Source organism: Paenibacillus sp. FSL H8-0317, from assembly GCF_045040685.1.
Classification (GTDB): Bacteria; Bacillota; Bacilli; order Paenibacillales; family Paenibacillaceae; genus Paenibacillus.
Genome location: NZ_CP150294.1, coordinates 1380114 through 1403501, shown reverse-complemented (window position 1 = coordinate 1403501; position 23388 = coordinate 1380114). Strand labels below are relative to the sequence as shown.

The 23388-nt window shown below is 47.6% G+C and carries 15 protein-coding genes; 6 read left to right on the top strand and 9 right to left on the bottom strand.

All coding sequences use genetic code 11. The annotated features are described in order from the left end of the window. Positions 1–8 precede the first annotated feature (8 nt). Positions 9–980, bottom strand: a complete 972-nt coding sequence (locus MHB43_RS06295; RefSeq protein ID WP_339182578.1) for an ABC transporter permease subunit — start codon at positions 978–980, stop codon at positions 9–11. Between the two features lie 974 nt (positions 981–1954). Further along, complete coding sequence (locus tag MHB43_RS06290; RefSeq protein WP_336759222.1) at positions 1955–2878, bottom strand: S-layer homology domain-containing protein; 924 nt, start codon at positions 2876–2878, stop codon at positions 1955–1957. Between the two features lie 361 nt (positions 2879–3239). On the opposite strand from MHB43_RS06290, the gene MHB43_RS06285 reads away from it, so the two are divergent. The 3 genes from MHB43_RS06285 to MHB43_RS06275 all read left to right on the top strand — a co-directional run bounded on the left by MHB43_RS06285 (position 3240) and on the right by MHB43_RS06275 (position 7397). Further along, positions 3240–4982: an ABC transporter ATP-binding protein gene (locus MHB43_RS06285; protein ID WP_339182574.1), complete on the top strand. Its 1743-nt coding sequence runs from the start codon at positions 3240–3242 to the stop codon at positions 4980–4982. Continuing rightward, complete coding sequence (locus tag MHB43_RS06280; RefSeq protein ID WP_339182572.1) at positions 4975–6792, top strand: ABC transporter ATP-binding protein; 1818 nt, start codon at positions 4975–4977, stop codon at positions 6790–6792. Before MHB43_RS06285 ends, MHB43_RS06280 begins: the two co-directional genes overlap by 8 nt. A 104-nt stretch (positions 6793–6896) precedes the next feature. Beyond that, positions 6897–7397: a hypothetical protein gene (locus tag MHB43_RS06275; protein WP_339182570.1), complete on the top strand. Its 501-nt coding sequence runs from the start codon at positions 6897–6899 to the stop codon at positions 7395–7397. A 34-nt stretch (positions 7398–7431) separates the two neighbouring features. On the opposite strand, the gene MHB43_RS06270 is transcribed toward MHB43_RS06275, so the two are convergent. Then, positions 7432–7863, bottom strand: coding sequence for an Lrp/AsnC family transcriptional regulator (locus MHB43_RS06270; RefSeq protein ID WP_339182568.1), 432 nt, complete (start codon positions 7861–7863; stop codon positions 7432–7434). 128 nt (positions 7864–7991) lie between these two features. Between MHB43_RS06270 and MHB43_RS06265 the strand changes: the two genes are divergently transcribed. Continuing rightward, entirely contained in the window at positions 7992–8750 is a 759-nt protein-coding gene (locus MHB43_RS06265; protein ID WP_339182566.1) for an MBL fold metallo-hydrolase, read from the top strand. Positions 8751–8900: 150 nt separating this feature from the next. Here MHB43_RS06265 and MHB43_RS06260 read toward each other — a convergent pair whose 3' ends face one another. After that, positions 8901–10406: an alpha-N-arabinofuranosidase gene (locus MHB43_RS06260; protein ID WP_221819038.1), complete on the bottom strand. Its 1506-nt coding sequence runs from the start codon at positions 10404–10406 to the stop codon at positions 8901–8903. 182 nt (positions 10407–10588) lie between these two features. On the opposite strand from MHB43_RS06260, the gene MHB43_RS06255 reads away from it, so the two are divergent. After that, on the top strand, positions 10589–11494 hold the full coding sequence (locus MHB43_RS06255; protein WP_397376240.1) for an ArsR/SmtB family transcription factor: 906 nt from the start codon (positions 10589–10591) through the stop codon (positions 11492–11494). A 120-nt stretch (positions 11495–11614) separates the two neighbouring features. Here the strand turns inward: MHB43_RS06255 and MHB43_RS06250 are convergent, their stop codons facing one another. The 5 genes from MHB43_RS06250 to MHB43_RS06230 form a co-directional block, all read right to left on the bottom strand. Further along, positions 11615–12409 carry a C40 family peptidase gene (locus MHB43_RS06250; protein ID WP_221819036.1) on the bottom strand — a complete coding sequence of 265 codons (795 nt, stop codon included), beginning with the start codon at positions 12407–12409 and terminating at the stop codon, positions 11615–11617. Between the two features lie 527 nt (positions 12410–12936). After that, positions 12937–16212 carry a glycoside hydrolase family 48 protein gene (locus MHB43_RS06245; protein ID WP_339307200.1) on the bottom strand — a complete coding sequence of 1092 codons (3276 nt, stop codon included), beginning with the start codon at positions 16210–16212 and terminating at the stop codon, positions 12937–12939. A gap of 86 nt (positions 16213–16298) precedes the next feature. Beyond that, entirely contained in the window at positions 16299–19292 is a 2994-nt protein-coding gene (locus tag MHB43_RS06240) for a glycoside hydrolase family 9 protein (RefSeq protein ID WP_405132398.1), read from the bottom strand. 336 nt (positions 19293–19628) lie between these two features. Further along, the gene (locus MHB43_RS06235; protein WP_405131569.1) at positions 19629–21365 is read right to left on the bottom strand and encodes a methyl-accepting chemotaxis protein; all 1737 of its coding nucleotides are present in this window, start codon (positions 21363–21365) and stop codon (positions 19629–19631) included. Positions 21366–21571: 206 nt separating this feature from the next. Next, the gene (locus tag MHB43_RS06230; RefSeq protein ID WP_405131568.1) at positions 21572–22123 is read right to left on the bottom strand and encodes an undecaprenyl-diphosphatase; all 552 of its coding nucleotides are present in this window, start codon (positions 22121–22123) and stop codon (positions 21572–21574) included. A gap of 184 nt (positions 22124–22307) precedes the next feature. Between MHB43_RS06230 and MHB43_RS06225 the strand changes: the two genes are divergently transcribed. Continuing rightward, entirely contained in the window at positions 22308–23303 is a 996-nt protein-coding gene (locus tag MHB43_RS06225) for an LCP family protein (protein ID WP_405131567.1), read from the top strand. Positions 23304–23388: the final 85 nt, after the last annotated feature.

Below are 23388 nucleotides of genomic sequence, written 5' to 3'. Positions count from 1 at the left end.
CCCTCCTTTTACCACAGGCTGTTTTCACTGGTGCGGCGTGCAATCTGATTCACGGTAATAAGCAGAATCGCATTCACTACGGAGTTGAACAATCCCACCGCCGTAGAGAAACTGTACTGCGCATCGACCAGACCGGACCGATAGACAAATGTTGAGATGACATCGGACGAGCCCATGTTCAGCGGATTTTGCAGCAGCAGGATTTTCTCGAATCCGACGCCCAGAATACTGCCCATATTCAGAATTAACAAGATGGTGATCGTAGGGATGATCGCTGGAATGTTAATATGCAAAATCCGTTTAAACCGGCTCGCACCATCTACCACAGCCGCTTCATGCAGTTGCGGGTCCACACCCGATAGAGCGGCAAGGTATATAATGGTGCCCCAGCCTGCACTTTGCCAGACTCCCGACAGAACATACACTGTCTTGAACCACGCAGGGTCCGTCAGGAATTGAGGTGACTGAAATCCAAGGGCCTGTACCAAATTGACAATCATGCCTGACGATGGTGATAAAAAGGTAATGATCATCCCCGACATGACAACGACCGAAATAAAATGCGGTGCATACGTGACGGTCTGTACGGTACGTTTGAAAAAGGAGTCCTTTACTTCATTGAACGCTAACGCAAGAATGATTGGCAGCGGAAAACCTATGGCCAACTCATACAAGCTGATGCTAAGAGTATTCCATAGTAAATCCCAGAAATAATACGAATTGAAGAAACGGATGAAATGATCGAATCCGACCCATGGGCTTCCTGTGACACCAAGCGTTGGAATAAAGTTTTTGAATGCAATTTGTATGCCGTACATCGGACCGTAATGGAATATCAGAAAGTATAGAAATGCTGGCGCGATAAACAGATACAACTCCCAGTTTCGAATCATCCTTCTCCATAATTTATTTTTCTTGCTGTTCGGAATCGTGTTTACCGCTAAGTTTTGCGTCGAGGGAGACTCCCCATTTAGCTGCATCAGTTTGTTTCCTCCTTTTATAATGAAAATCCGGCCGTTTGTGAGGAAGAGCCCAGCACACCTGTTTAAATATAAGGAAGGATTTCCGAAACGTTTCCATGACGAGCAGCTCTGTTTCCCTCCCTATTTGGTAACGCTTACATACTGAGTTTATGGATCATTCTCTAATTCGTAAATATGCCATTTCCATCTTCACTCTTAAAATCACGGAATATACTGTTACAACGGGGGTTTACACTTTTGTTATCAGCTTGTCATTGTCATTTTTGGGAAGTAAAACATGTAGAATTTGACCCTTATCCCTCCTTTAGATGTCATTTGGAGTTGTATCCTACGAACTTGGAAAGATGTTGGATCTAAACGGAGGTTAGAAAACAGGCCTTAAAGTCAAAACCCACATACTTACCTGACCAGGGTGTTCATGTCTAAACGCACATACTGCAGGGAAAGCCACTTAAATGTTAAATCGAAGTGTAATATTATCTTCCATATACCTATCGCATATTACATGCCTGTAATTGCTTGCCCTTATTCTATAATTCTCCTCCCTCTTTCGTATATATGTTGTTTTTATCTTTGCCTATAGGATACATGAATGCCTGTAAACACTGGGAATATCGAGTCGTATATGTAGATTTTGCACAAGGCTTGTAAACTGGGTCCGGTGAGTTATTTGGAAAAAGACCATAATGTAAGCCGCTACGATAACACAATTTAGCTATATAACCTTAACAAATACCCATTATATATTTCATAGATTATATATTTATGTTAATAAACATAACACAAATGATTTATAAAACTTCATAAAGTGTAATTTAAATTATCATACAAAAGAAAAGTTGTCATGTAACCCGACTGAGATGTTCACTTCAACTCAAATGAAAAACCCACCTTCCATACATATATGGAAGGTGGGTTTGAGGATACATATCCGTTTAATCAGCGTTTAGTTTGTATGGTTTGCAGTGAATTTACTTACCAGAAGGTTGAGCTTCTGCCGTATATCCCGTTGGGATATCCGTTTCTGCGGTCACATTTGTGATAACCATCGGATACATCATGTCTGGATCAGGTTGAATAATGGAGTAAAGCACGATAGCGCGTCCATCCTTCTCCAATTTTACATCATCAATCTTCAATCCATAACCAGGGTGTGGCATTTCAGCACTGAGTTTAACTTTGGTTGTTTTGTCATCAACCTTCGTCGTTGTTACTTCAGGTACAATCGCTTGTTGGCCTTCACCTGGATTAGTTGGAGCTGGCTCTGCCGAGCCGCCATTGCCGTGTTTATCCACAAATTCAAGTGCATTGAAGATCATGCTTGCAGCCTCCATACGGGTAAGCGACTGATCTGGACGGAAGTTACCGTCCTTATCCAGTTCAATGATGTTCATGTTCAGCAGGTTCTGGACTGCAGATATGGCGTCCTTACCGATTTTATTTTCGTCCTTAACAAGATTATACTTCATGATGACCGGATAATTCCCGGTTGTGTTAATCCCTTCATGTAGCAAAATGACAAACAGTTCACGCGTCATCTTGCCCTGCGGGTTCACTTCAACCGGAATGGACAGTCCATTCTGAGTAGCGGCTTGAACAGCGTCAGCATACCAAGTGTCCGGACTGATTTTATTCTGAGCGGATGCTTCCGCAAATTCATTTTTCAGACCAAATGCATTCACAATCAGTTGAACACCCTGTGGCTCGGACAATGCAAGATCTGGACGGAACAGATCCGCTGTTACTCCGTTAACAATGCCTTTTGATTTCAATGAATCGACAACCGACTTCTGCCCTTCATCTTTCACATCTGAAAACGCGAGTACCGATGCACCTCCTGCTGTCAAAGAAACGCAGAGCGCAAGTGTTGCAGCCAATCCTCTTTTATGTTTCATTTCCTGGCACCTCCATATGTTTAGTAAAGCCTATTTGTTACCTCTTCATTCCTACAGACGGGGTATCCCTAGAAAATGTTTCAGTAATTTCGACATCTGGTGAATACAACACGAGAACACGGCATACAACTCTTCTCCGCTGTCACTAATCGGGGCCACCTGCTATTGCTAACTGGCTTCGTTGACATCCCATCGGATTAGCGCAAAAATAAGAATAGAGAAATCCATCGGATGACGGATAAACAACGAACTGGATCGCATACAGTAAGAGGGCACGACGCGCTAATAACAGGTGTCGGCCCTTTTCTTGACTCCACCTGCCTGAACTGACTTCACCTATAACAAAAGGAGAACAACGCTTATGTCCAAGAAAGGATTACTTCGCGGTTATGTTGTGTCGAACTGGCCTGTTTATCTGGTTGCTGTTCTTCTGATCATCGCCTCCAATGTCGGGCAAGCATCCCTGCCCCGCATACTCGGCAGCTTCACGGATCAGTTGATGCAGAACTCTCTTCAGATGCAGACGGTCGTAAGGTACAGCCTGTCCCTTCTGGCTATTGCCATCGGGTATAATCTGCTGTTCGGTACCGGGCAATTCATGATTATGAAGCTGGGTCGACGCTTCGAATTCATGACACGTGAGCGTATATTCAGTAAGTTTTCCGAACTTAGTGAGCACTATTTCTCCAAACAGGGAAACGGAAAGCTGCTCAGTTATGTCATGAATGACGTGACTTCCGTCCGTGAAGCGATATCCAATGGCGTAACGCTTATGACCAATGCTACTTTCCTGCTGTTATCCTGCATAGTCATGATGCTGCTTAGCGGGATTCCACTGACGCTCATTCTGATCAGTGTTGTGCCCTTGTTGGCGATTCCATTTCTGGTCGTGTTTTTCGGTCCGCGAATTCGCAAGCGCTCTCGTGACGTACAAGAGGCCCTTGCGACCATGACGGAGTCCGCAGAAGAACAACTGGGTGGTATTCGCGTAACCAAGACATTTGCCATCGAAGACAGTGCCCGTGAACGTTTTGGAACCACCGTCGATGCGATCAAAAGCAAACAGCTGCGGCTTGTCCGCCTGTCTTCCCTGTTTCAGGCAATGCTCCCGCTGCTGGGAGCGATCTCATTGGTTGTTTCCCTTCTTGTCGGAGGTATTATGACCATGCAGAATTCTATTACACTCGGGAGTTTTGTCGCCTTAACCTTATATCTGCGCATTATTATGGGACCGCTTCAACAGATCGGCAATGTTATTAATACCGTTCAGCGCTCAGGCGCATCACTGGAGCGGGTAAATGACCTGCTCAGCGAAGTAGCGGATGTACGTGAACTCCCTGAAGCCACAGCGCTCCAAACCGTACAAGATATCACCATGGAGAATCTAACCTTCTCCTATCCAGGCAGTTCATCTCCTGCTCTCAAAAACATTCAACTCCATATCCGTGCCGGGCGAACGGTCGGTATTGTAGGCAAGACCGGCTCAGGTAAAAGTACCCTCGTTAAGCTATTGCTGCGTACATATGAACCACCTGAAGGAACAATTCGCATCAATGGTACCGATATTCGGCAGCTGTCGCTGGAAAGTCTAAGAACGCGCATCGCCTATGTCCCTCAGGATGGATTCCTGTTTAGTACCACCATCCGGGATAACATCGCATTCAGCGACCGGGAAGTATCGCTGGATACGGTGGAACATAGTGCACGGCAAGCCATGATCTATGACAATATTGTCCGTTTTCCTGATCGCTTCGATACACTGCTTGGCGAACGTGGACTCACCTTGTCTGGTGGACAACGTCAGCGAACCAGCCTTGCAAGAGGACTGATCAAACAAGCACAGTTACTTATTCTGGATGACAGTATGAGCGCGGTTGATGCCGTCACGGAGAGTGGTATTCTGCGCAGTTTGCGCGAGATCGGCAAGGGCAAGACTACATTAATCATCTCTCACCGCATCAGCGCAGTCCGTCATGCCGACGATATTATCGTTCTGGATGAAGGGCGAGTTGCTGAACAGGGAACACATGCTCAGCTGATGGCTGCCAAGGGATTATATGCGGCCACCTACCGTTTGCAGGAGGAGGGATTACATCATGTCTAACGCTAACGCTGAACTTCACCCAGATGCAGAAGACGATCAGAGTAAACGAACTTCGTTTAAGGCGATGATGGCATACGCCAAACCGCATAAATGGGCTTTTGCCGGTATCTTCTTCTGTTCACTGCTTGGCATATCGGCAGATCTGCTGCAACCCTATCTGGTGAAGATCGCCATCGATGATCATCTGGCCGTGGGCCAGACCAGTGTGGGCTTTCTCGTTCAGCTCGCAGCCATCTTTCTCGGGCTGGCTGTCATCAGTTTTATTTTTACCTATATCCAGAATAATCTGTTGCAGCACGTAGGACAGAACATTGTATCCCGGATCAGAAAGGACCTGTTCAAGCATATCTCCAAGATGTCCATGTCCTTCTTTGACCGTTTTCATATCGGCAGTCTGGTCACAAACGTATCCAGTGATACGGAGACCATCAGCAGCTTTTTCACTCAAGTACTACTCAGTCTGATTCGAGATGGTATGATGCTGGTGCTCATTATCGTCTTTATGTTCCAACTTGATCCTGTGCTGGCGACATACTCCCTGATCGTTCTGCCTGTCATTGCGGTGGTTGCGGTATTATTCCGTAGTCGACTGCGGAAAGCTTATCAAAATGCGCGTACCCGGCTTTCCCGTCTGATCGCATTTACGGCGGAGAACTTGTCCGGCATGTTCCTGATTCAGGCTTTTCACCAGGAGGAAGAACAGAAGAAACGTTTCTCGGAACAGAATGCGCTCCATCTAAAAGCCAACATTGCGCAAGCTCGTTCCAATGTCATATTCAACCGGACGTTTGATATCCTTGGCAATGCGGCTCTGGTCATGATGGTCTGGCTTGGAGGTCGCGCCGTACTGGGTGAGTCCCTGCAAGTCGGGGTATTATATGCGTTTATCAGCTATATTCGTCAGTTCTTTCAACCGATTAACCAGATTACGATGCAATGGAATACATTCCAGTCCACGACCGTATCGATGGATCGCATCTGGAACATTCTGAATACACGGCCTGAAGTTGCCGATCCCAAACCCGGGATGGCCTCCTCGCTTGAACCACAAAATGTGATGGGCCAGATTGATTTTAATGATGTGTCGTTTGGTTATCGGGCTGACCGGCCCTTGATCCAACAGATGAACCTGCACCTCTACCCGGGTGAAATGGTAGGTATCGTGGGCACAACAGGCGCTGGCAAAAGCACACTGATCTCCCTGCTCAATCGCTTCTATGATGTAGACAAGGGCAGTATCGAGATTGATGGTACCGATATCCGGCATCTGCCGCAGGCTAAGCTTCATCGGATCGTCGGTCTGATTCAACAGGAACCCTTCCTGTTCTCCGGTTCCATTATTGATAATGTGAGGATGTTTCGTGAGGATATTACGCGAGAGCAGGCAATTGAGGCCTGCCGATTTGTCGGAGCACATGCGATGATTTCACGTTTGCCTCAAGGATATGATACGCATCTATCCGAACGCGGAAGCGGACTGTCCGCCGGGGAGCGGCAGTTGATCTCATTTGCCCGGATTGTGGTGTTCCAGCCCCGCGTGCTCATCCTGGATGAGGCAACCGCCAATCTGGACTCACACACGGAACAGCTTGTGCAGCAGGCGCTGGAATCGGTATCCCATGGACGCACCACCATTGTCATTGCTCATCGTCTGTCCACGGTGATGCATGCTGATCGAATTCTGGTGATGGAGAATGGTGAGATTGTGGAGGAAGGACCGCACCAGGAACTAATCGCAGCCAAAGGTGTATATGCAGACTTGTACACCCATGCGCGTGATGCAGGTAAAAATTCAGCTATATCAGGGTAATGAACCTGAGTTATAGTAGATAGAGAACGTTGAACATGCCGCTCTGCTTATGCAGGCGGCACGTTTGGCATATCGATCAGCATAGTTAATTAGGAGGAACATCTATGCAACAACCCGAAACACCCAAGCGTGACCATCAGCAGATTCGTTACCGACGCAGCACAGCCCTATGGAAAGGAAGTTTATGCTTCCTGTTCCTTCTCTTGTGCGTGAGCTTATTATGGATCATCGTGGACGGACAAGCCGAAAGACTGGAGACCATATACTATTCCATTGCAGCCGTGCTGGGTATGTGGTTGATCGGGCCATTGTTCTTCATGTTCCTGTCTCGACTAACCAGAACTCCCACTGTTTTGTTGTCTTGGGATGATGATGCGTTGAGCACGGGCAAACGGAAGATTCCTTGGAGCCTTATTCGTAAAGTTGAACTCGCCTCACCCGCCCGTAGTAAGTGGCTACTATCCACCTCACCCATGTTCGTCCTGTACCTGAAGGACGGCACGCGATCTCACGTTCAGACCGATCACCTGCTCAGCAAAAAAGAGCTGAATCAGGCAGTGACTTTGCTTCAGCAGGCTTTACAGGAACAGCAGCAGGATCGTTGAACATCGGGATGGATGAGGACAAGCTTCCCACACATCACTGTGATTTCTCTACACCTATGGACAGGCTGACTTTGTAATTGCCGTAAGGAAGTAATGCTTCCAGCAGTTGACCAAGCTGCTCTGTGGTGCCGGTCTGCACTCTCATCAGATAACAGCCTTCCCCGCTCACACGGTGGACTTCAACGATGTCCTCACGTTCGGCAGTAAATGCACGAAAGGCGGTATGTCTGTCGCCGGAGTTCAGAAAAACCGTGACAAAAGCCTGTAGGCCGAGGCCTATACGTGCGGGGTTCCATTTTACCGTGTACCCTTCGATTACACCCAGATCTTGCAACTTACGCACCCTTGCACCAACAGCCTGCCCTGTAAGATGCACCTCTTCACCAATTTCTTTATGAGAACGCTTGGCATCCCGGATCAGGATCTGCAGAATGCGTATATCTGTGTGATCTATCGTTTCATTCATTATTCAGCAATCCTTTCACCGTGAAATTAGTGCAACCTGTTTCCATTCATCATGTTATGTACGACGTCAAACGGGTTGTATACCATATAGGGTAATACTATTAAACAACCTGAAGGAGTGCAAATATAATGAAAATTCAATTGATTCGCCATGCTACACTGTGGCTGGAATACGGAGGGCTGAATATCCTCGTTGATCCGATGTTGATGGACGCTGAAGTCATGCCTGCATTTCCAAACACACCGAATGAGCTGCGTAACCCGAGAGTCGGTCTGCCTGAAATCGAAACGGATTATCTGAGTCCGGATCTGTTGATTGTCACACACACCCATCTGGACCACTGGGATGAAGCAGCAGCGAAGCAATTCCGCAAGGACATTCCCCTGATCTGCCAGCCTGGGGATGAGAATGTATTTCTGGGTGCCGGATTCACGGATGTAACAGCTGTAGATGAAAAACATGAGCATCACTCTGTCCGATTCGCCCGTACATCCGGGCATCATGGCACAGGTGAGATCGGTGAACGTATGGGCAAGGTGTCCGGCTTCGTACTTGAAGCAGACGGAGAACCTGTCACCTATATTGCGGGGGATACGATCTGGTGTGAAGAACCTGCTGAGGCCATCCGCCAATATACGCCTGAAGTCATTGTCGTGAATGCAGGAGGTGCACGCTTCGTGGAGGGTGATCCCATTACAATGGACGGGCCTGACGTTGTCGCCGTGAAGCGCCATGCGCCGTCTGCTCATGTCATCGCTGTGCACATGGATGCAATTAACCATTGTGTGATGTCTCGTACGGATCTTGCGACTTATCTGGCATCCGAGCAGTTGGATGGTCAGGTGCTCATCCCACGTGACGGCGAAAGTTTTGAGTTTAAAGCGTAAGTGAGACCGTAGCACGTGACGAAAAAAGCTGGATGCGATGAACTCGCACCCAGCTTTTTTGATTGAAGGAACACGCTGAACTGCTGGCTTCCTTCTCGAGCATCATGTCTCCATTGCGCTCTCACGTGTCCCGTGCCTTTATGCTATCCCTTACTGGACTTTCAAACGGATTACGTTCCATGATGCTTTTGCCAAGCTCGCCGTAATCAGGGTCTCGGATACAACTGCACCCCCGCGATTATGAGGAGCAACACGGTTTGGTTGTGCTGCCGTATTCGATGCTTTGAGATCATCACTTTCCAGCACGATGTGCTCGATCACGGTACACTTCCCGAAGCTGCGCAGGTCCACTTCGAGCGGAAGGGATTCTTCCAGATGGCGGTTGACTGCAAATACAGTCACTTCACCCTGCTCTTCGTTATGCACTGCAATAGCTTCCAGATAAGGTACATCTGTGATTTGTTTTGTATCGTATTTTGGAGACTGGATCAATGGCACCAATGCTGTTCCACGCCCGAAGAGGGACGTATGCATGAATGGATAGAAGATTGTCTGTCTCCATGAACCACCACCCGTATCTGTCATGATCGGCGCAATCACGTTAACGAGTTGTGCCAGACAGGCCATTTTAACCCGATCCGCATGTTTGAGCATACTGATCAACATACAACCAACAAGCAGTGCATCCTCATGATTGTAGATATCCTCAAGCTGTGGCGGAGCAATCTGCCATGGGTCCATCTTCGAATCATTTTCATTGGAGTGATACCATACATTCCACTCGTCAAAGGACAGATACATCGTCTTTTTGCTGCGCTTCTTCGCTTTGATATAATCACAAGTTGCCTTCACGGTATCGATAAAACGATCCATTTCAAGCGAGCGTGCCAGGAACGTTGGCGTATCTTGCTCTTGATTGCCGTAGTATTGATGCAATGACAGATACTCCACGTGATCATACGTATGATCCAGCACCGTTGCTTCCCATTCCGGGAAGGATGGCATATTCAGGTTTGAACTTCCACAGGCTACCAGTTCAATCGTCGGATCTGTCCACTTCATGACTTTTGCCGCTTCCACAGCTAACCGTCCATACTCTTCTGCCGTTTTGTGACCAATCTGCCAAGGGCCATCCATCTCGTTGCCCAGACACCATGTTTTGATCGCATGAGGCTCTTTATAACCATGCTTGATGCGAAGATCACTATAATACGAACCTTCCGGATGGTTGCTGTATTCCACAATATTACGAGCTGCATCCGTACCCCGTGTTCCCAGATTGACCGCCATCATCACTTCGGAATTGGCCTGTTTCGCCCAATCCACGAATTCGTTGAAGCCAAATTCATTGGTTTCAATCGTTCTCCAAGCCAGTTCAAGTCTGCGTTTGCGCTCAGACACAGGTCCTACTGTATCTTCCCAATTGTAACCGGATACAAAGTTACCCCCAGGATAACGTACAATCGGTACATTCAACTCCTTGACCATCTCCAGCACATCCGTGCGAAAACCCTGTTCGTTCGCAGATGGGTGTCCCGGCTCATATATTCCACCATACACGGCACGTCCCAGATGCTCAATAAATGATCCGTACAAGCGCTTATCAATTACGCCAATTGTAAAATCCTTGTCTACCGTCATTTTTGCTTTTTCCATAATGAATTTCAACTCCCTAAGATTAATATAAAAATTAATTGATATTCTATGGATCAACGTTCATATTTATATTAAAATCGATTATAGCCTTAATTTCAACCTGAATTTTGCAAAATGTTATTCTTTTCACTGAATTTATGTTTAACTTAATTCTATACAGATATAATGGAGGAACAATTGTGATCAGAGCTAATACCGATGCCGAATGGCTACCCCTATATGAAGCACTTGCCAGTGAAGTCCGTTTACAGATCATCCGCCTTGTTGCAGAGACACCCATGAATGTGAAGGACCTCGCTGCTTCACTGGGTTTGAGTAGTGCCATCGTGACCATGCATGTCCGCAAACTTCAGGATGTGGGCATTATTCAGTCCAAAATGATACGTAAAGACGGCGGCACACATAAAATGAACAGCCTTGCTGTAGACTGGATTGGCATCTCCATGCCGCAGGAAAGTGGCACAGCCCGCAAGCTGCACGAAGTTTCTGTACCTGTGGGACACTACACCCACTTTGATGTCTATCCGACATGTGGTCTGGCTACGTCCAATCATGTTATCGGACAGTATGATGATCCTCGTTATTTTCTCGACCCTGAGCGGATGCATGCCCATATTCTGTGGTTTGGCCGTGGATTTGTGGAGTACAAAATTCCAAACTATATCTTATCCGGACAGCAGATCAATGCCATTGAATTATCTCTGGAGATTGGATCAGAAGCCCCTTCGGTGAATCCGAATTGGCCCTCGGATATTACATTTATGCTTAATGGCATTCGATTGGGGGAATGGACAAGCCCTGGAGATTCAGGCAACGGACGCGGCATGTTCACCCCGGAATGGTGGAGTGACAGTATCAATCAATATGGCATGCTCAAGGTGCTGCGAATTACGAATGAAGGTACGTTTATCGATGGACAACATCTATCCGACATTACACTCGCAGATATCCCGGTCGAACGCAACCAATGGACTCTTCGTCTTTCGGTGGAGGAAGATGCTCAGCATGTAGGCGGGCTTACCTTATATGGCGAGGGATTCGGCAACTACAATCAGGATATCCTGTTCCGACTGTACTATCACGATTGAGTTCTTCAAAATAATAAACAACACCAAAACACCTCCCAGTCGCCTGTCAAAGGCAGAATGGGAGGTGTTTTGTATGCATATGAACATGCGTGGATTATTTAAGAAGGTTCTTGTTCTAACCTACAGCGCACTGCCACCAAACAGGAAGCGATACTCCCAGTGTTTGCCGGAGATATCACTAGTGGTTACACCACCGCCAGCGTTGGAATACGTATGTAATACCTTGCCATTGCCCAGATAAATCCCTGTGTGCGTAATGGTTGCGCTAGATTTATTCACGCCCGAATACGATGATGCAGAGCTGCCTTTATACGACATGAAATACATCAGATCGCCGCGTTTCAGGTTTTTCCAGTTCGTCTGAACTGTACCCTTGGCTTTTACATAGTCTCCCTGTTTGCGGGAATCCGCTGGAAGTTTGATACCAAGTGCATCGACGAATGCCTGGCGTACAAAGCTGGAACAGTCAAAAGTAGCTGTGCTGTTACGACTGGCTCCGAACTCATACGGTGTTCCCAAATATTTCATTCCCGCCGCAATCACTTTTTCCACAGATGCATTACCGGTCACCGATGTACCACTATTCGAACCTGATCCGCTTGTGCTGCCACTAATCGCTTGTGTGTATTTGGATGAAGAAGATATGTAGCCTGTCCGGTTAGCAGAATCCTTAATCTTATACCAATCCGAACCGGATTGCTGAAGCACCGTTACCGTTTCCCCTTTAGCGACCATGCGAACAATCTTCGCAGAAGAAGAAGGTGTTGTGCGTAGGTTTACGCCCCAGATTACTTTTACTTGTGAATTGTTAACAGCAGCTGCCGATACCTGTGCCGTTAGTGCTCCTGTCGTCAGACTTCCCATCAGCATCGTTGCTGTGACACTTGCCGTAACAATCGTTTTTTTCCAGTTCATGATGTCGAGTTCCCCCTGATGTTACAGAATTTTAACCTGGCTTGGTTCTCCCGGGCTTGCCCCATTGTAAACGGGCTATCCATAACGTTCATCAGTCGAAAGTCCTGTATTGATAGAGGCGAACTTGAGCACTAAGTATCAGGGTGTGTCCATGGATTGCTGGAAAAATTCACTGCTGATTCCTTCTTTTTGAAAGGTTAAATTATTGTAACTATTTGATATGCTTGATTTTTCCTCGATACAAGAGCTAGGCCGTTTCTCATTCAGTGCATATGCCATATGACCTAGATTTTAATGTTTAAAACCGCAAATATGGTAAACATTACTATGATTCATTTGCCGATTACCGTTCCCCGAATTCACATTTTTGCCTCCAACCTCAATACGGATCGATTTATCAGCAGTGTCCGTTTGATTATTTTGTATTTCATTTTTGCTTTTCCATAAAAAAAGAAAAGCCAGGGATTTCTCCCCGGCTTAACCTGTATGATGAGTAACATCACTCTACAATTGGTTGATCAACTCATTTAAGGTTCAATTCCCCATACCTTGGCGCCATCCTGATACGCTGTCACTTTAGTCCAGGCACTGAAGGCCGTATTGGTGGAATCAAAGGAATAATCGTTCGTTTGGTCAAAAGTAGTCCAGTTGTTTTTGGAGAAACGTCCCTGGATGACTCCGGTCTCGGCACCCGCAGCCAAGCTGCCAGCATCCGGTTTGAATCCAATCTCCAGATAGGTGTCTGCCGTGCCCTTGGCCGGATCTACCGAAACAAAATGTCCTTCCACATTACCGCTGCCAATCTGTGCATAATCACACCAGAAACTCAGATCAGCTGCACTATCCTTGGTGAAATAATACCGGACCTTCACTTTGCTCAAGTCCACAGCAGTTGTACCTGTATTCTTCACATTAAACTGTGGAGTAATCGCATTGACCGAAGTTCCTGAACTACCATTACGGTATTGTACTTCAAGCGTTCCCGTTGTAACTGGAGGTGCCAATGGGGTCAACACCAATACATTTGAATTCGTCTGACCACTCGTATTAATGGCTACGACTCTATAATTATACGCCGTACCATTCACCGCTGTAGCGTCGGTATACGTCAGTGCGGTCAAACCTGTTGCCAGATCAGCATATGCCCCGGTGCCTACCGAACGCTGTACCTTATAACTCGCTGCTCCAGTTGATGCGGTCCATGTCAGTACCGCCTGGGCATTGCCAGCCGTTCCAGTAAGGTTGAATACGCCGGGCACAACGGTACCTGCGAGTGGTGTTGCAGATGCCTGTGTCGACGGTGCAGACTCACCTACGGCATTCACCGCAGTGATGACATAATAATACGTTGTGCCGTTGGTCAAGCCTGTGTCCGTGAATGTTGATCCTGTGACTCCTGTCGCTACAGTCGTATAAGGGCCACCGTTCACTTCTGCACGTTTCACCGTATATGACGTTGCACCAGCGGCTGCGTTCCAGTTCAATACAACTTGCTCGCTGCCACCAGCAGCCGTTACGCCGGCAGGAGCAGCCGGGACTTCAACTTCCGGCGTATCGGTATCACCGAGCAGACGATCATACTCTCCATACGCTGTAGCCATATCCACCTGTGACCAGAACCGGTGATACGTAAAGGTAGGTGCACCGTTTTCCCACTGTTTCGTGGTTGTGTTATACGACGTTTTGTACAGGTTATCCAGGTAAGCCCATGCCGGATCTTGCTTGATGGCCGGACGCAGATCGGAGTATCCAATGTATACGCCATTGCCACCTTTCGCCGGATCGGAAGGTACACCTGCTGTACCTGGAATCGTATTGCCTTGACCAAAGGTTCCAGACCAGTTTGCCGGGATATAGATCTCTTTCGCGAAGAAGCGGAAGTAGTCTTTACGTTCTTCTTCCGTAACAATCCCCACACCATCATTGTAATCCCAAGCTGTATCCAGCAAAGCCTCAGCCAAATCCTTGGCTTCTTGGCCTTCCGCGCTAAGTGTACCATTCTCTGCCTGTGTTCCCGCTGCGAAGAAGGTCAGAGCTTTAACGTAACTTCCCAGAACTCCTGTATCCTGCACTGGATCTTTGGTCGTTACACGGAAATTCGGATTTTCCGTAAACGAACTGAATCCATTCCATTTGTCCGGTTGACCCTGCCATTCCTGACCACCCGGAATCCAGAACTCTCCCGGAGCAGGCGTTGTTGCTACCTGAACATTAGTTCCACCCAAAATGCGCTGTCCAGCCGCATTCAGATAATAGCCCTGCGCATCCGTCACCGGACGCTCACCTACAAATACATAATCCTTACTCCAGTCGATCCACTTCGTGATTACCTTCTTGGCCATCTGGAAGTTCTCAGAGGTCAAGTCCCCGCTCTCCGCAAGAATATAGTACATCTCGGCTACACGCTCCAGCGGCCATGCCTGGAATCCAAACCAGGTGTTGGAATCCGGATCACGATATACAGGTGCCTCCTGATAAGCCATGTCATAGAATGTACTTACGCCTGCCGGATAGGCTTTGTATGAACCATCCAGACTGTTGGTTGCTCCCCCGCCGATAGCTCCTTCATGGGATTGTAGCCAAGTGTAGAATTCCAACTGACGTTTCAGCGTAGCATTCCAATCTGCCTTCGCTGTTGCTGATTCCGGAATCAAGCCGCCAGCCGGATCAGACAAAGCATACGCTGCAACCGGGTTTTGATAAGCCTGATGGGTATGGCTCGCTCCAATGCGCCAAGCCCAATCCCCACCTTGACCCAAGCCACCTCCCCAAGACGTATACCAAGCCATGAGATACATGTTGGAATCCTTGCCTGTACCCGGAGTTGGTGTACCGCTCTTTGCACTCCCAATTTTCTGGAAGTATTTATCATACATACCATAGCGCAGATAGTCCCCCATCTTCTTCGCTTTATCCAGATATTCCGGATTGTTGTATCCCATCTCCTTCGCCCAATACAGCACCTGTACTGCACGTGCATCCGCATCCGTTGCGTTTGTATAACGCCATTGCGCTGACGGTACCTGAGTTTCCTTTGTGAACAAGCTCATGAAACCTTCGTTTGCCTTACCAAAAGATTTATCATCCTGGGATGGATGCGGAATGGCTTCCCACACAGACTCCTGCTCCCCACGCTGGAACGTGTTCACATAGGTAGCCGTATGTGATGGATTCAACAGGTTTCCATATCCATACCAGTCATCCACATCGACCAGCCAGTGCATGAGATAAGTCTGATTGTCACCATAGGTCGCCTTAAGTTCGGCATCAATCGGGTCTTTACCCGCTGCATATTGACCATTAAGTGGCGATGGATATTGATCAGGAAAAGGTTTTTCCGCTGCATACGTAGCAGGGCTGTTCGGATTGTACGAGCTCATCGTAGGCTGTTCTTCCTTGCCGTCACCTTCGTTGACCGGGATAATGTATTTCTCCATACTGTCCCAAGCTGCTTCCAGTTGGGACCAGTCTCCCGTGTAGTGACCATACATGGTTTCCAACCACAGCCAGTAACTGTATGCCTCTGACGTCGTCATATGACCATAATCCGGCGCCTCACTCAGCAGGGTCTCAATGGCATGATACGGTAGACCCTCTGGCGAAAAATATCCGTTCGCCGGATCTTTCAACTGATCATACAATTGCAAAAACCGGGCTTCATTAATGCCGTCTGCCTGAATCTCGATGGCCTGATCTGCGGCATGTGCCGTCTGCGGCCCTGCCCAGAGTCCGGTGTATCCGGTCAACATGACGGTTCCCGCCAGCATGGCTGTTAAACTTTTTTTCGCAGCTGATTTCAACATTAATATATACCTCCCTGGAATAGTGGAAATTGAATATAAACGCTGTTGGTCTGCCCATGCTGCTCTTCTGCTTATGATTCAGCCAGTTACGGCTCCAAGCCCCATACTTTGGTATTTCCCTGATACGCGGTTACCTTGTTCCATGCAGCAAAAGCCGTCTTGGAAGCATCATAGGAATAATCATTACTTTGATCGAAATTGCTCCAGTTATTTTTGGAAAAGCGTGCTTGAATCACGCCGGTCTCTGCTCCAGCAGCCAAACTGCCTGCTCCCGACTTGAAGCTGATCTCCAGATACGTATCTGCGGTACCCTTCGCCGGATTCGCTGCGACAAATGTACCCTCAACATTGGCCGTGCCCATCTCGGCATAATCACACCAGAAAGTCATTTGATCCGCACCATCCTTGGTGAAATAATATCGGATCTTCACGGTACTGAGATCAATCGCTTGTGTTCCGGTATTCTTCACGTTGAACTGTGGAGTCACCGCATTACTTGAATTCCCGGACCCTCCGCTGCGGTACTGCACTTCGAGTGTACCGGTCGTCACCGGAGGTGCAGAAGGAGTGAGTGTCAGGACATTGGACAGTGTCTGTCCGTTCGCATTCACGGCTGCAATCCGGTAATTGTACGTGGTGCCATTCAGCGCTGTTGTATCGGTGTAAGTCGACACGGACAATCCGGTTGCCACATCTGCATATGTCCCGCCTGCCACCGAACGTTGTACCTTATAGCTAGTCACGCCCGAGGCTGCTGTCCAAGTCAGGACTGACTGTGCATTACCAGCTGTCCCACTTAAAGTCAGTGCTCCCGGCACCGTCGAAGCTGCTTGCGGGGTAGCCGACACCTGTACAGAACCCGATGATTCCCCTGCTGAATTCACAGCAGTCACTACATAATAATAAGCTGTCCCGTTGATCAGTCCCGTGTTTGTGTAGGTCAATCCATTAACACCCGTCGCAACAGTTGTATATGGTCCTCCACTCACCTCGGAACGCTTCACCGTATACGATTCGGCCCCGGATACAGCGGCCCAAGTCAGGTTAACCCGACTGCTTCCCGCTACAGCCTGCACGCCAGCAGGTGCGCCTGGAACCGTGACTGGTGTAACACCAGGCTCCTGTCCATACACCTTCACCCCTGCATCATAGACTGGAAGGTATATACTCTTCACAGGAGTTCCTGTGGTCAGTGTCTGGAACGAATGGTCATTGCTGGCATTCCATGCACCCTGTGGGCCTGTAATGCGGAACTGTACTTCTTTACGATAATTTCCTTCCCCACCTGGATAGATCTTGGTATTACCGAAGTTTGCCGTAATGGCATAGATATGCTGGGCTGCATTCACCACAACTGGTTGGGATACCGTCGCCCCCTCCGTATAGGAGGCTGTCACTTGCACGTCCGATACCGTACGTCCGGCAGCATACACTTCACTCAAATCCAGGAAATACTTAAAGGACAGTTGATCTCCCATTCGGGCAGGCCAAGCGGAACGATTATTAAGCTGTGCTCTGATTTCCGTATAATTGGCACCTGATGATTTGATCGCAGCCTCCACATAGAACTCATCTCCCTTCACCTCAGGTGCAGGGAAGTTCGCAAGGGGCTGATGATTCTGACCAAATAGCAAATTCATCTTTGCCAGTGCGCCGGTAAAACCAGCATTGTAATCGGTTGCGACCTCATTACTCACATAATCCCCGATATCATCGGTATATCCATCCGATGCATCTGGTCCACCGACCATGGCACCATACAGAATGTGGCGATGGTTAGCCGGGATATCTTCGTTATTCAGCCATGAACCGTGAGCAGTCCGATGATGCGGATGTTGAGGTGCATTTTGCCCATATCCGACCACATAACTGCTCTGACGCGGATTTTCGCCCAGAATATAATTCATCTGTGAGACAGCAAAATCCTGATATCTTGACTTTTTCACAGGATCACTGACCCAGTCGGAGTATATAAAAGAAATAAAGGATGCATTCGCTGCATATCGGAGCGAGCCCCACTGATCCAGCCATGCCAGACCTCCTGGCGTATACTTGACTCGTGTCCCGTTGACTCCAACCGTCCAATAATCCAGATTACGCTCGGTGGACTGAATAAATCTCGTTGCCTCCGGCATGTTCAAACTGGACGTAATTCGGGCAAGCAGGATCTGGGCACCATAATGTTTACTATCCCAGCCCTGTGTCCAGGTATACGGCCAATTGGCTGAGCCGCCGCTAGAAGACCACCGGTCCGTAGCTGCAATAGCTTTGGACAAGTAAGCGCTATCATTAGTGGCTAAGTAAAGCCATGCTCCGCCCCATGCCAGCTCGTCTTCGTATCCTGTCCACGAGTTATAAAACGCTGCGGCATCCGTGATACAATCGGTGTATTCCCCCCGATATGTGTCTGCGAAGTTGTACAGCTCTTTCGCATGTTGGAGCAGTCTGGCCGAATATGCCGGATCATCATCTGCAAATACAATCGAAGACGCTGCCAGTGCTGCAGCCGTTTCTGCTGCCAGATCACTGCCCGGGCATGTAGCATCGATCTTGAACGAAGGACGGTTCATCTGCATGACTTCTGCCGGCCCCCACCAGGCATGGTCGGTATTCCCGGCTCCGACTTGTCCCCATAATTCATTAGGTTTCGTATGCGCTTTCATAAAATAGTCGGTCGCCCATCGGATATTATCCTTGATCTCCTCCAGTTGTCCGGCCTGTTCATATCCGTCCCCGTATTCCACGACAGACCAGGCGAGCATCGTTGCGGAAGCAGCCATCGGAAAGCCAAATTTCACGTGATCTCCGGCATCATACCATCCTCCGGTCAGATCAACGCCTACATCAGCCCCATCCTGCATGCCTGAATTACCACGCCATTCGACCCGATTACTCGCTGGCAACGGGCCCGAACGCTGTGCTTCATAGAAGTAAATGGCCTTTTGCAGTGCTTCAGCATAGTTCTGATCTCCAGCGGCCGCATCCGCCTTACGAATTCCTGTGCCCATCGATAAACTCCCTGCCAGTAGTCCTGCCGATAACGCGATCATAGCGACTCGTCTCCACCAGCTCCCCTTCATGTTCAACTATTCATCTCCTCTTCATCAATATTCCGTATGCATTACTCTGGACTGCAAGTTTATATCGCTCCTCCCCATGGTGTATTTCAGTGTAAGTTACACCATTAATTACCATTATAGCCGTTTGTTTCACTAGCTATATAAGCGTTGGTGACTTCTGAAATAACATTGTTGTGACCTGCTCTGCGTCATGTGACAAAAAAAGCTGTTTCTCTAACACATATGCGCGTTAGAGAAACAGCTTCTCGCCGTTGTTATCATCAACAGTACAAATCGAATGGCATTCTGACCATCAGTATGCTCCTGTACACCTTAAGAATCGGAACATCTCATTAGTTACACTTTGAACTTGTTAATTTGCTCCTGCAGTTCTTCCGCCATTTTGGATAATGAACCTGCGGATGAAGCGATCTCTTCCATGGATGCCAACTGTTGCTGAGTTGCGGCAGATACATTATGAACGCCGCCCGCTGCCTCTCCAGCAATGTTGGAGATCTGGCTTACATAGCCTACAACCTCAGTTGTACTCGCCGACATTTCTTCTGAACCTGCAGATACTTCCTGGATTTCACCCGCTACTTTGTTGACCGCATCCGAGATCTGTTCGAACGCTTGTCCTGCTGCAGTAACCATCTCGATTCCTGACTCTGTCTCACTGCTGTTCACTTTAACTGCCTGAACAGCATGATCCGTATCTTTCTGAATCAATTGAACGAGATCCGTAATTCTTTGCGCAGATGTGGAAGATTCCTCAGCGAGCTTCCGCACTTCTCCCGCAACTACGGCGAAACCACGTCCATGCTCTCCTGCTCGTGCGGCTTCAATGGCTGCATTCAGTGCAAGCAGATTGGTCTGCCGGGCAATGTTGTTGATTACCTCGGTAATGGTGCCAATCTCTGCTGAACGTTCCCCCAGCCCTGTAACCAATTCAGTCAGCGAAGCAATGGAATTTCGAACAGAACCCATCTGTTCAACCGCTTGCTGAATAATCATATTTCCTTCGGAAGACTGATTCGCCGCATCCACAGCAGATACGGATACACTCTGAGCAAGCTCGGCAATCTGCTCCGATCCAAGAGCCATCTCACTCATCGCCTGTGAAGAACGCTTCACAATATCAACTTGATCAGATGTACCTACAGCCAATTCCTCGACTGTTTGGGAGATCTGTTCCGAGGCTTGAGTATTTTGCTCTGCACTTGCAAGAAGCTCCTCCGATGAAGCGGCTACCTGTTCGGAAGTCATCGATACCGATTCAATCATGGAGCGCAAATTACCACTCATGGAATTGAAGGAAGCTGCCAGTGTTCCCAATTCGTCTTTGTTCTTAAGCACAATCGTCTCACCCGTCAGATCGCCATTGGCAATGGCCATGGCCGCTTCATTCATCTTTTTGATTGGACGTGAAATGATGCTTGCAATGAAGAAGGCAATAAATACAGCTACCAGGAATGCAAAAATCGTCACTGCCAAAATTACATTAAATGTATTTTCGGCCATCTCAACAGATTCATTCGTTGCCGCGTCCGATCCTTCATTACCCAGGGTAATTAACTTGGCGATCGAATCGTTTGCCGTGTACCACATTGGATAAGCCTCCGTGTGTAAACGACTGGACTCATCATAATTGTTGTTCAAACCAAATTCGATAAATGCTGGCATTTTCGCCACATAAGCATCATAATTCGTACTAAAATCATTGTAGAGCTTCATCGCTTCATCATTGCTCTCAATGAACGTTAGCAACTGTTTACGTTCATCTTCAATCTTCGTAAGCAGCAGCTGTAACGCTTCATTTAACTTGGCTGTTTCATCTTTGTTCTGTTCAACGATGATGGCCAGTGCCAAGCGCTCTACATCAGAAATATCACCATTCATCTGACCCAGCAGACTTACACTCGGCATCCAGGTCTGATCCACAGCGCCCGCTTTATTGGCCATATCTTGGGTCTGTACTAACGCATAGCCACTTACAATAATCAACAAAGCTACGACTATGAGAAAACCAGTCAGTAACTTGCCTCGAATCGTTAACTTCAATTTCCCCAACCTGTTTCCCCGCGTGTCTTCCATGTGTCCCACTCCTCAAATAATACATATTTATAGTATATCGTCACCTATCGTCATGAATTGTAGATGTTAGAATTCAATTTCTAGAAATTTCATGTAACTTCGTATATAACGCAAAAGAAGCCTCCCATCTTTGGCAGAACCAGAGATAAGAGACTTCTTTCATTAAACGAAACTATCACTACTTCACTAGACATCACATTCAGATGCTATCGGAAAACACGTCGGTGTATGTTAATGAAGAAGTCTGGAATCGACTTGGTATAATTGCGTGTTGTAATCAGAACCACACTAAGCAGACTTCCGAGGATGAATCCTCCCAGAATATCTCCTGGATAATGCACACCAACATATACCCGCGACACCCCTGTCAACACAGCGAGTAACAACATCCATAACCCGAAGCGACGTCCAATAAAGAATGAAGCAGCCGCTAGAGCAAATACAAAGGAAGCATGTTTACTTGGAAAAGAAGGATCAGGTACATGGGCAACCAGCTGATGCACAGTCCCTTCTACAAAAGGTCTTGGATGACCGACCGCTGGTGATATCCCCCATTTGGCCAGAACTAGCGCTACAATGGATGCCACACAGGCATAGAAAACAATTCGCTGTTTCGATGGTTCGCCGAGAAACCATACGATAACAAGCAGTGCGATCATGACCCAAACCGCATACTCGGATGATGTGATCATAAACCAGTCCAGAAACGGTATTTGGTCTGCATACTGATTAATCCAATTAAATAGTGATTGATTCATAACTAGCTTTTAATACCCCCATTACACAAAACAAGATTAGTTTTTACATAATAAATATACACTAACTATTTGTCAAACATTCCTCACATTGACCGATGTTACGAAATCAAAGAGGACTTTTTGCTTTCTTTTTGTTAAACTAGTTTGGGTTACATATCAGTTCAATCATAGAAAGGTGAAGATTATGCTTAAAAAATGGTTATGGGGTACAGCCCTGACCCTGGCACTTGCGATTACAGGTGTCGTTGTATATTACGGATATTCGATTGTTCATTTTGCCAATAGCATCTCCACGGCTTCCGGGACTTCATCCAACTCGTCCTCTTCCGGCACAGACAGCGATTCAGACACACCAACGACAACGATTCCCAGATGGGAGGGCCAGGAACGGGTGAACATTCTGCTCCTTGGTGGAGACTCAAGAGGCGACGATGCAGGACGCTCGGACTCGGTCATGGTCGCTTCCATTGATCCGGTCACCAAGAAAGCCCATCTATTCTCCGTACTGCGAGATACCTATGTCGCAATTCCCGGGCATGGCAAAAGCAGACTTAATGCAGCCTTTTCCTACGGGGGTGCGGAGTTGACCAAACAAACCGTAAGTGATCTGCTCGGTATTCCCATCCAGCATTATGTCTACACAGACTTTACAGGTTTCATGGCACTTGTTGATGCGGTAGGCGGTATTGAGATCGATGTGGAGAAAGACATGTATTACACCAGTAAAGCAGATAAACATATGTACGACATTGACTTGAAAAAAGGATTGCAGCATATGGACGGCAAGACCGCCCTGCAATATGTTCGGTTCCGGCATGATGCCACCTCGGATTTTACGCGCACCGAACGGCAGCGGATCTTCATGACCGAGCTGGCCAAGAAAATGCAGAGCACCACGTCACTTTTCAAAATCCCGGATATCCTGGAAGCGATCGCTCCCTATATTAAGACGGACCTTAGTCCAACCCAGATGTTAAAACTCGCATCACTTGGCTTCGATATCCATGTGAACGATATCGATCAGCAGCAGATTCCTCCAAATAAGCTGCTCACCAATGAACTCGTGGGCTCAGCACAGGTGCTGGGTGTCGATGTAACGAAACTCCAGTCCTACATTCAGAAACTGTTTGAAGAAGATGCCGCGTCCTCGGAGACTCCATCATCAGAGGACCTGAACTAAAAACAATCAAAAAACTGGAGCATTGATTGAACAAGATCTGCCTGAGTGATATATCGACAGAAAAGACGGCCACAGCCGTCTTTTT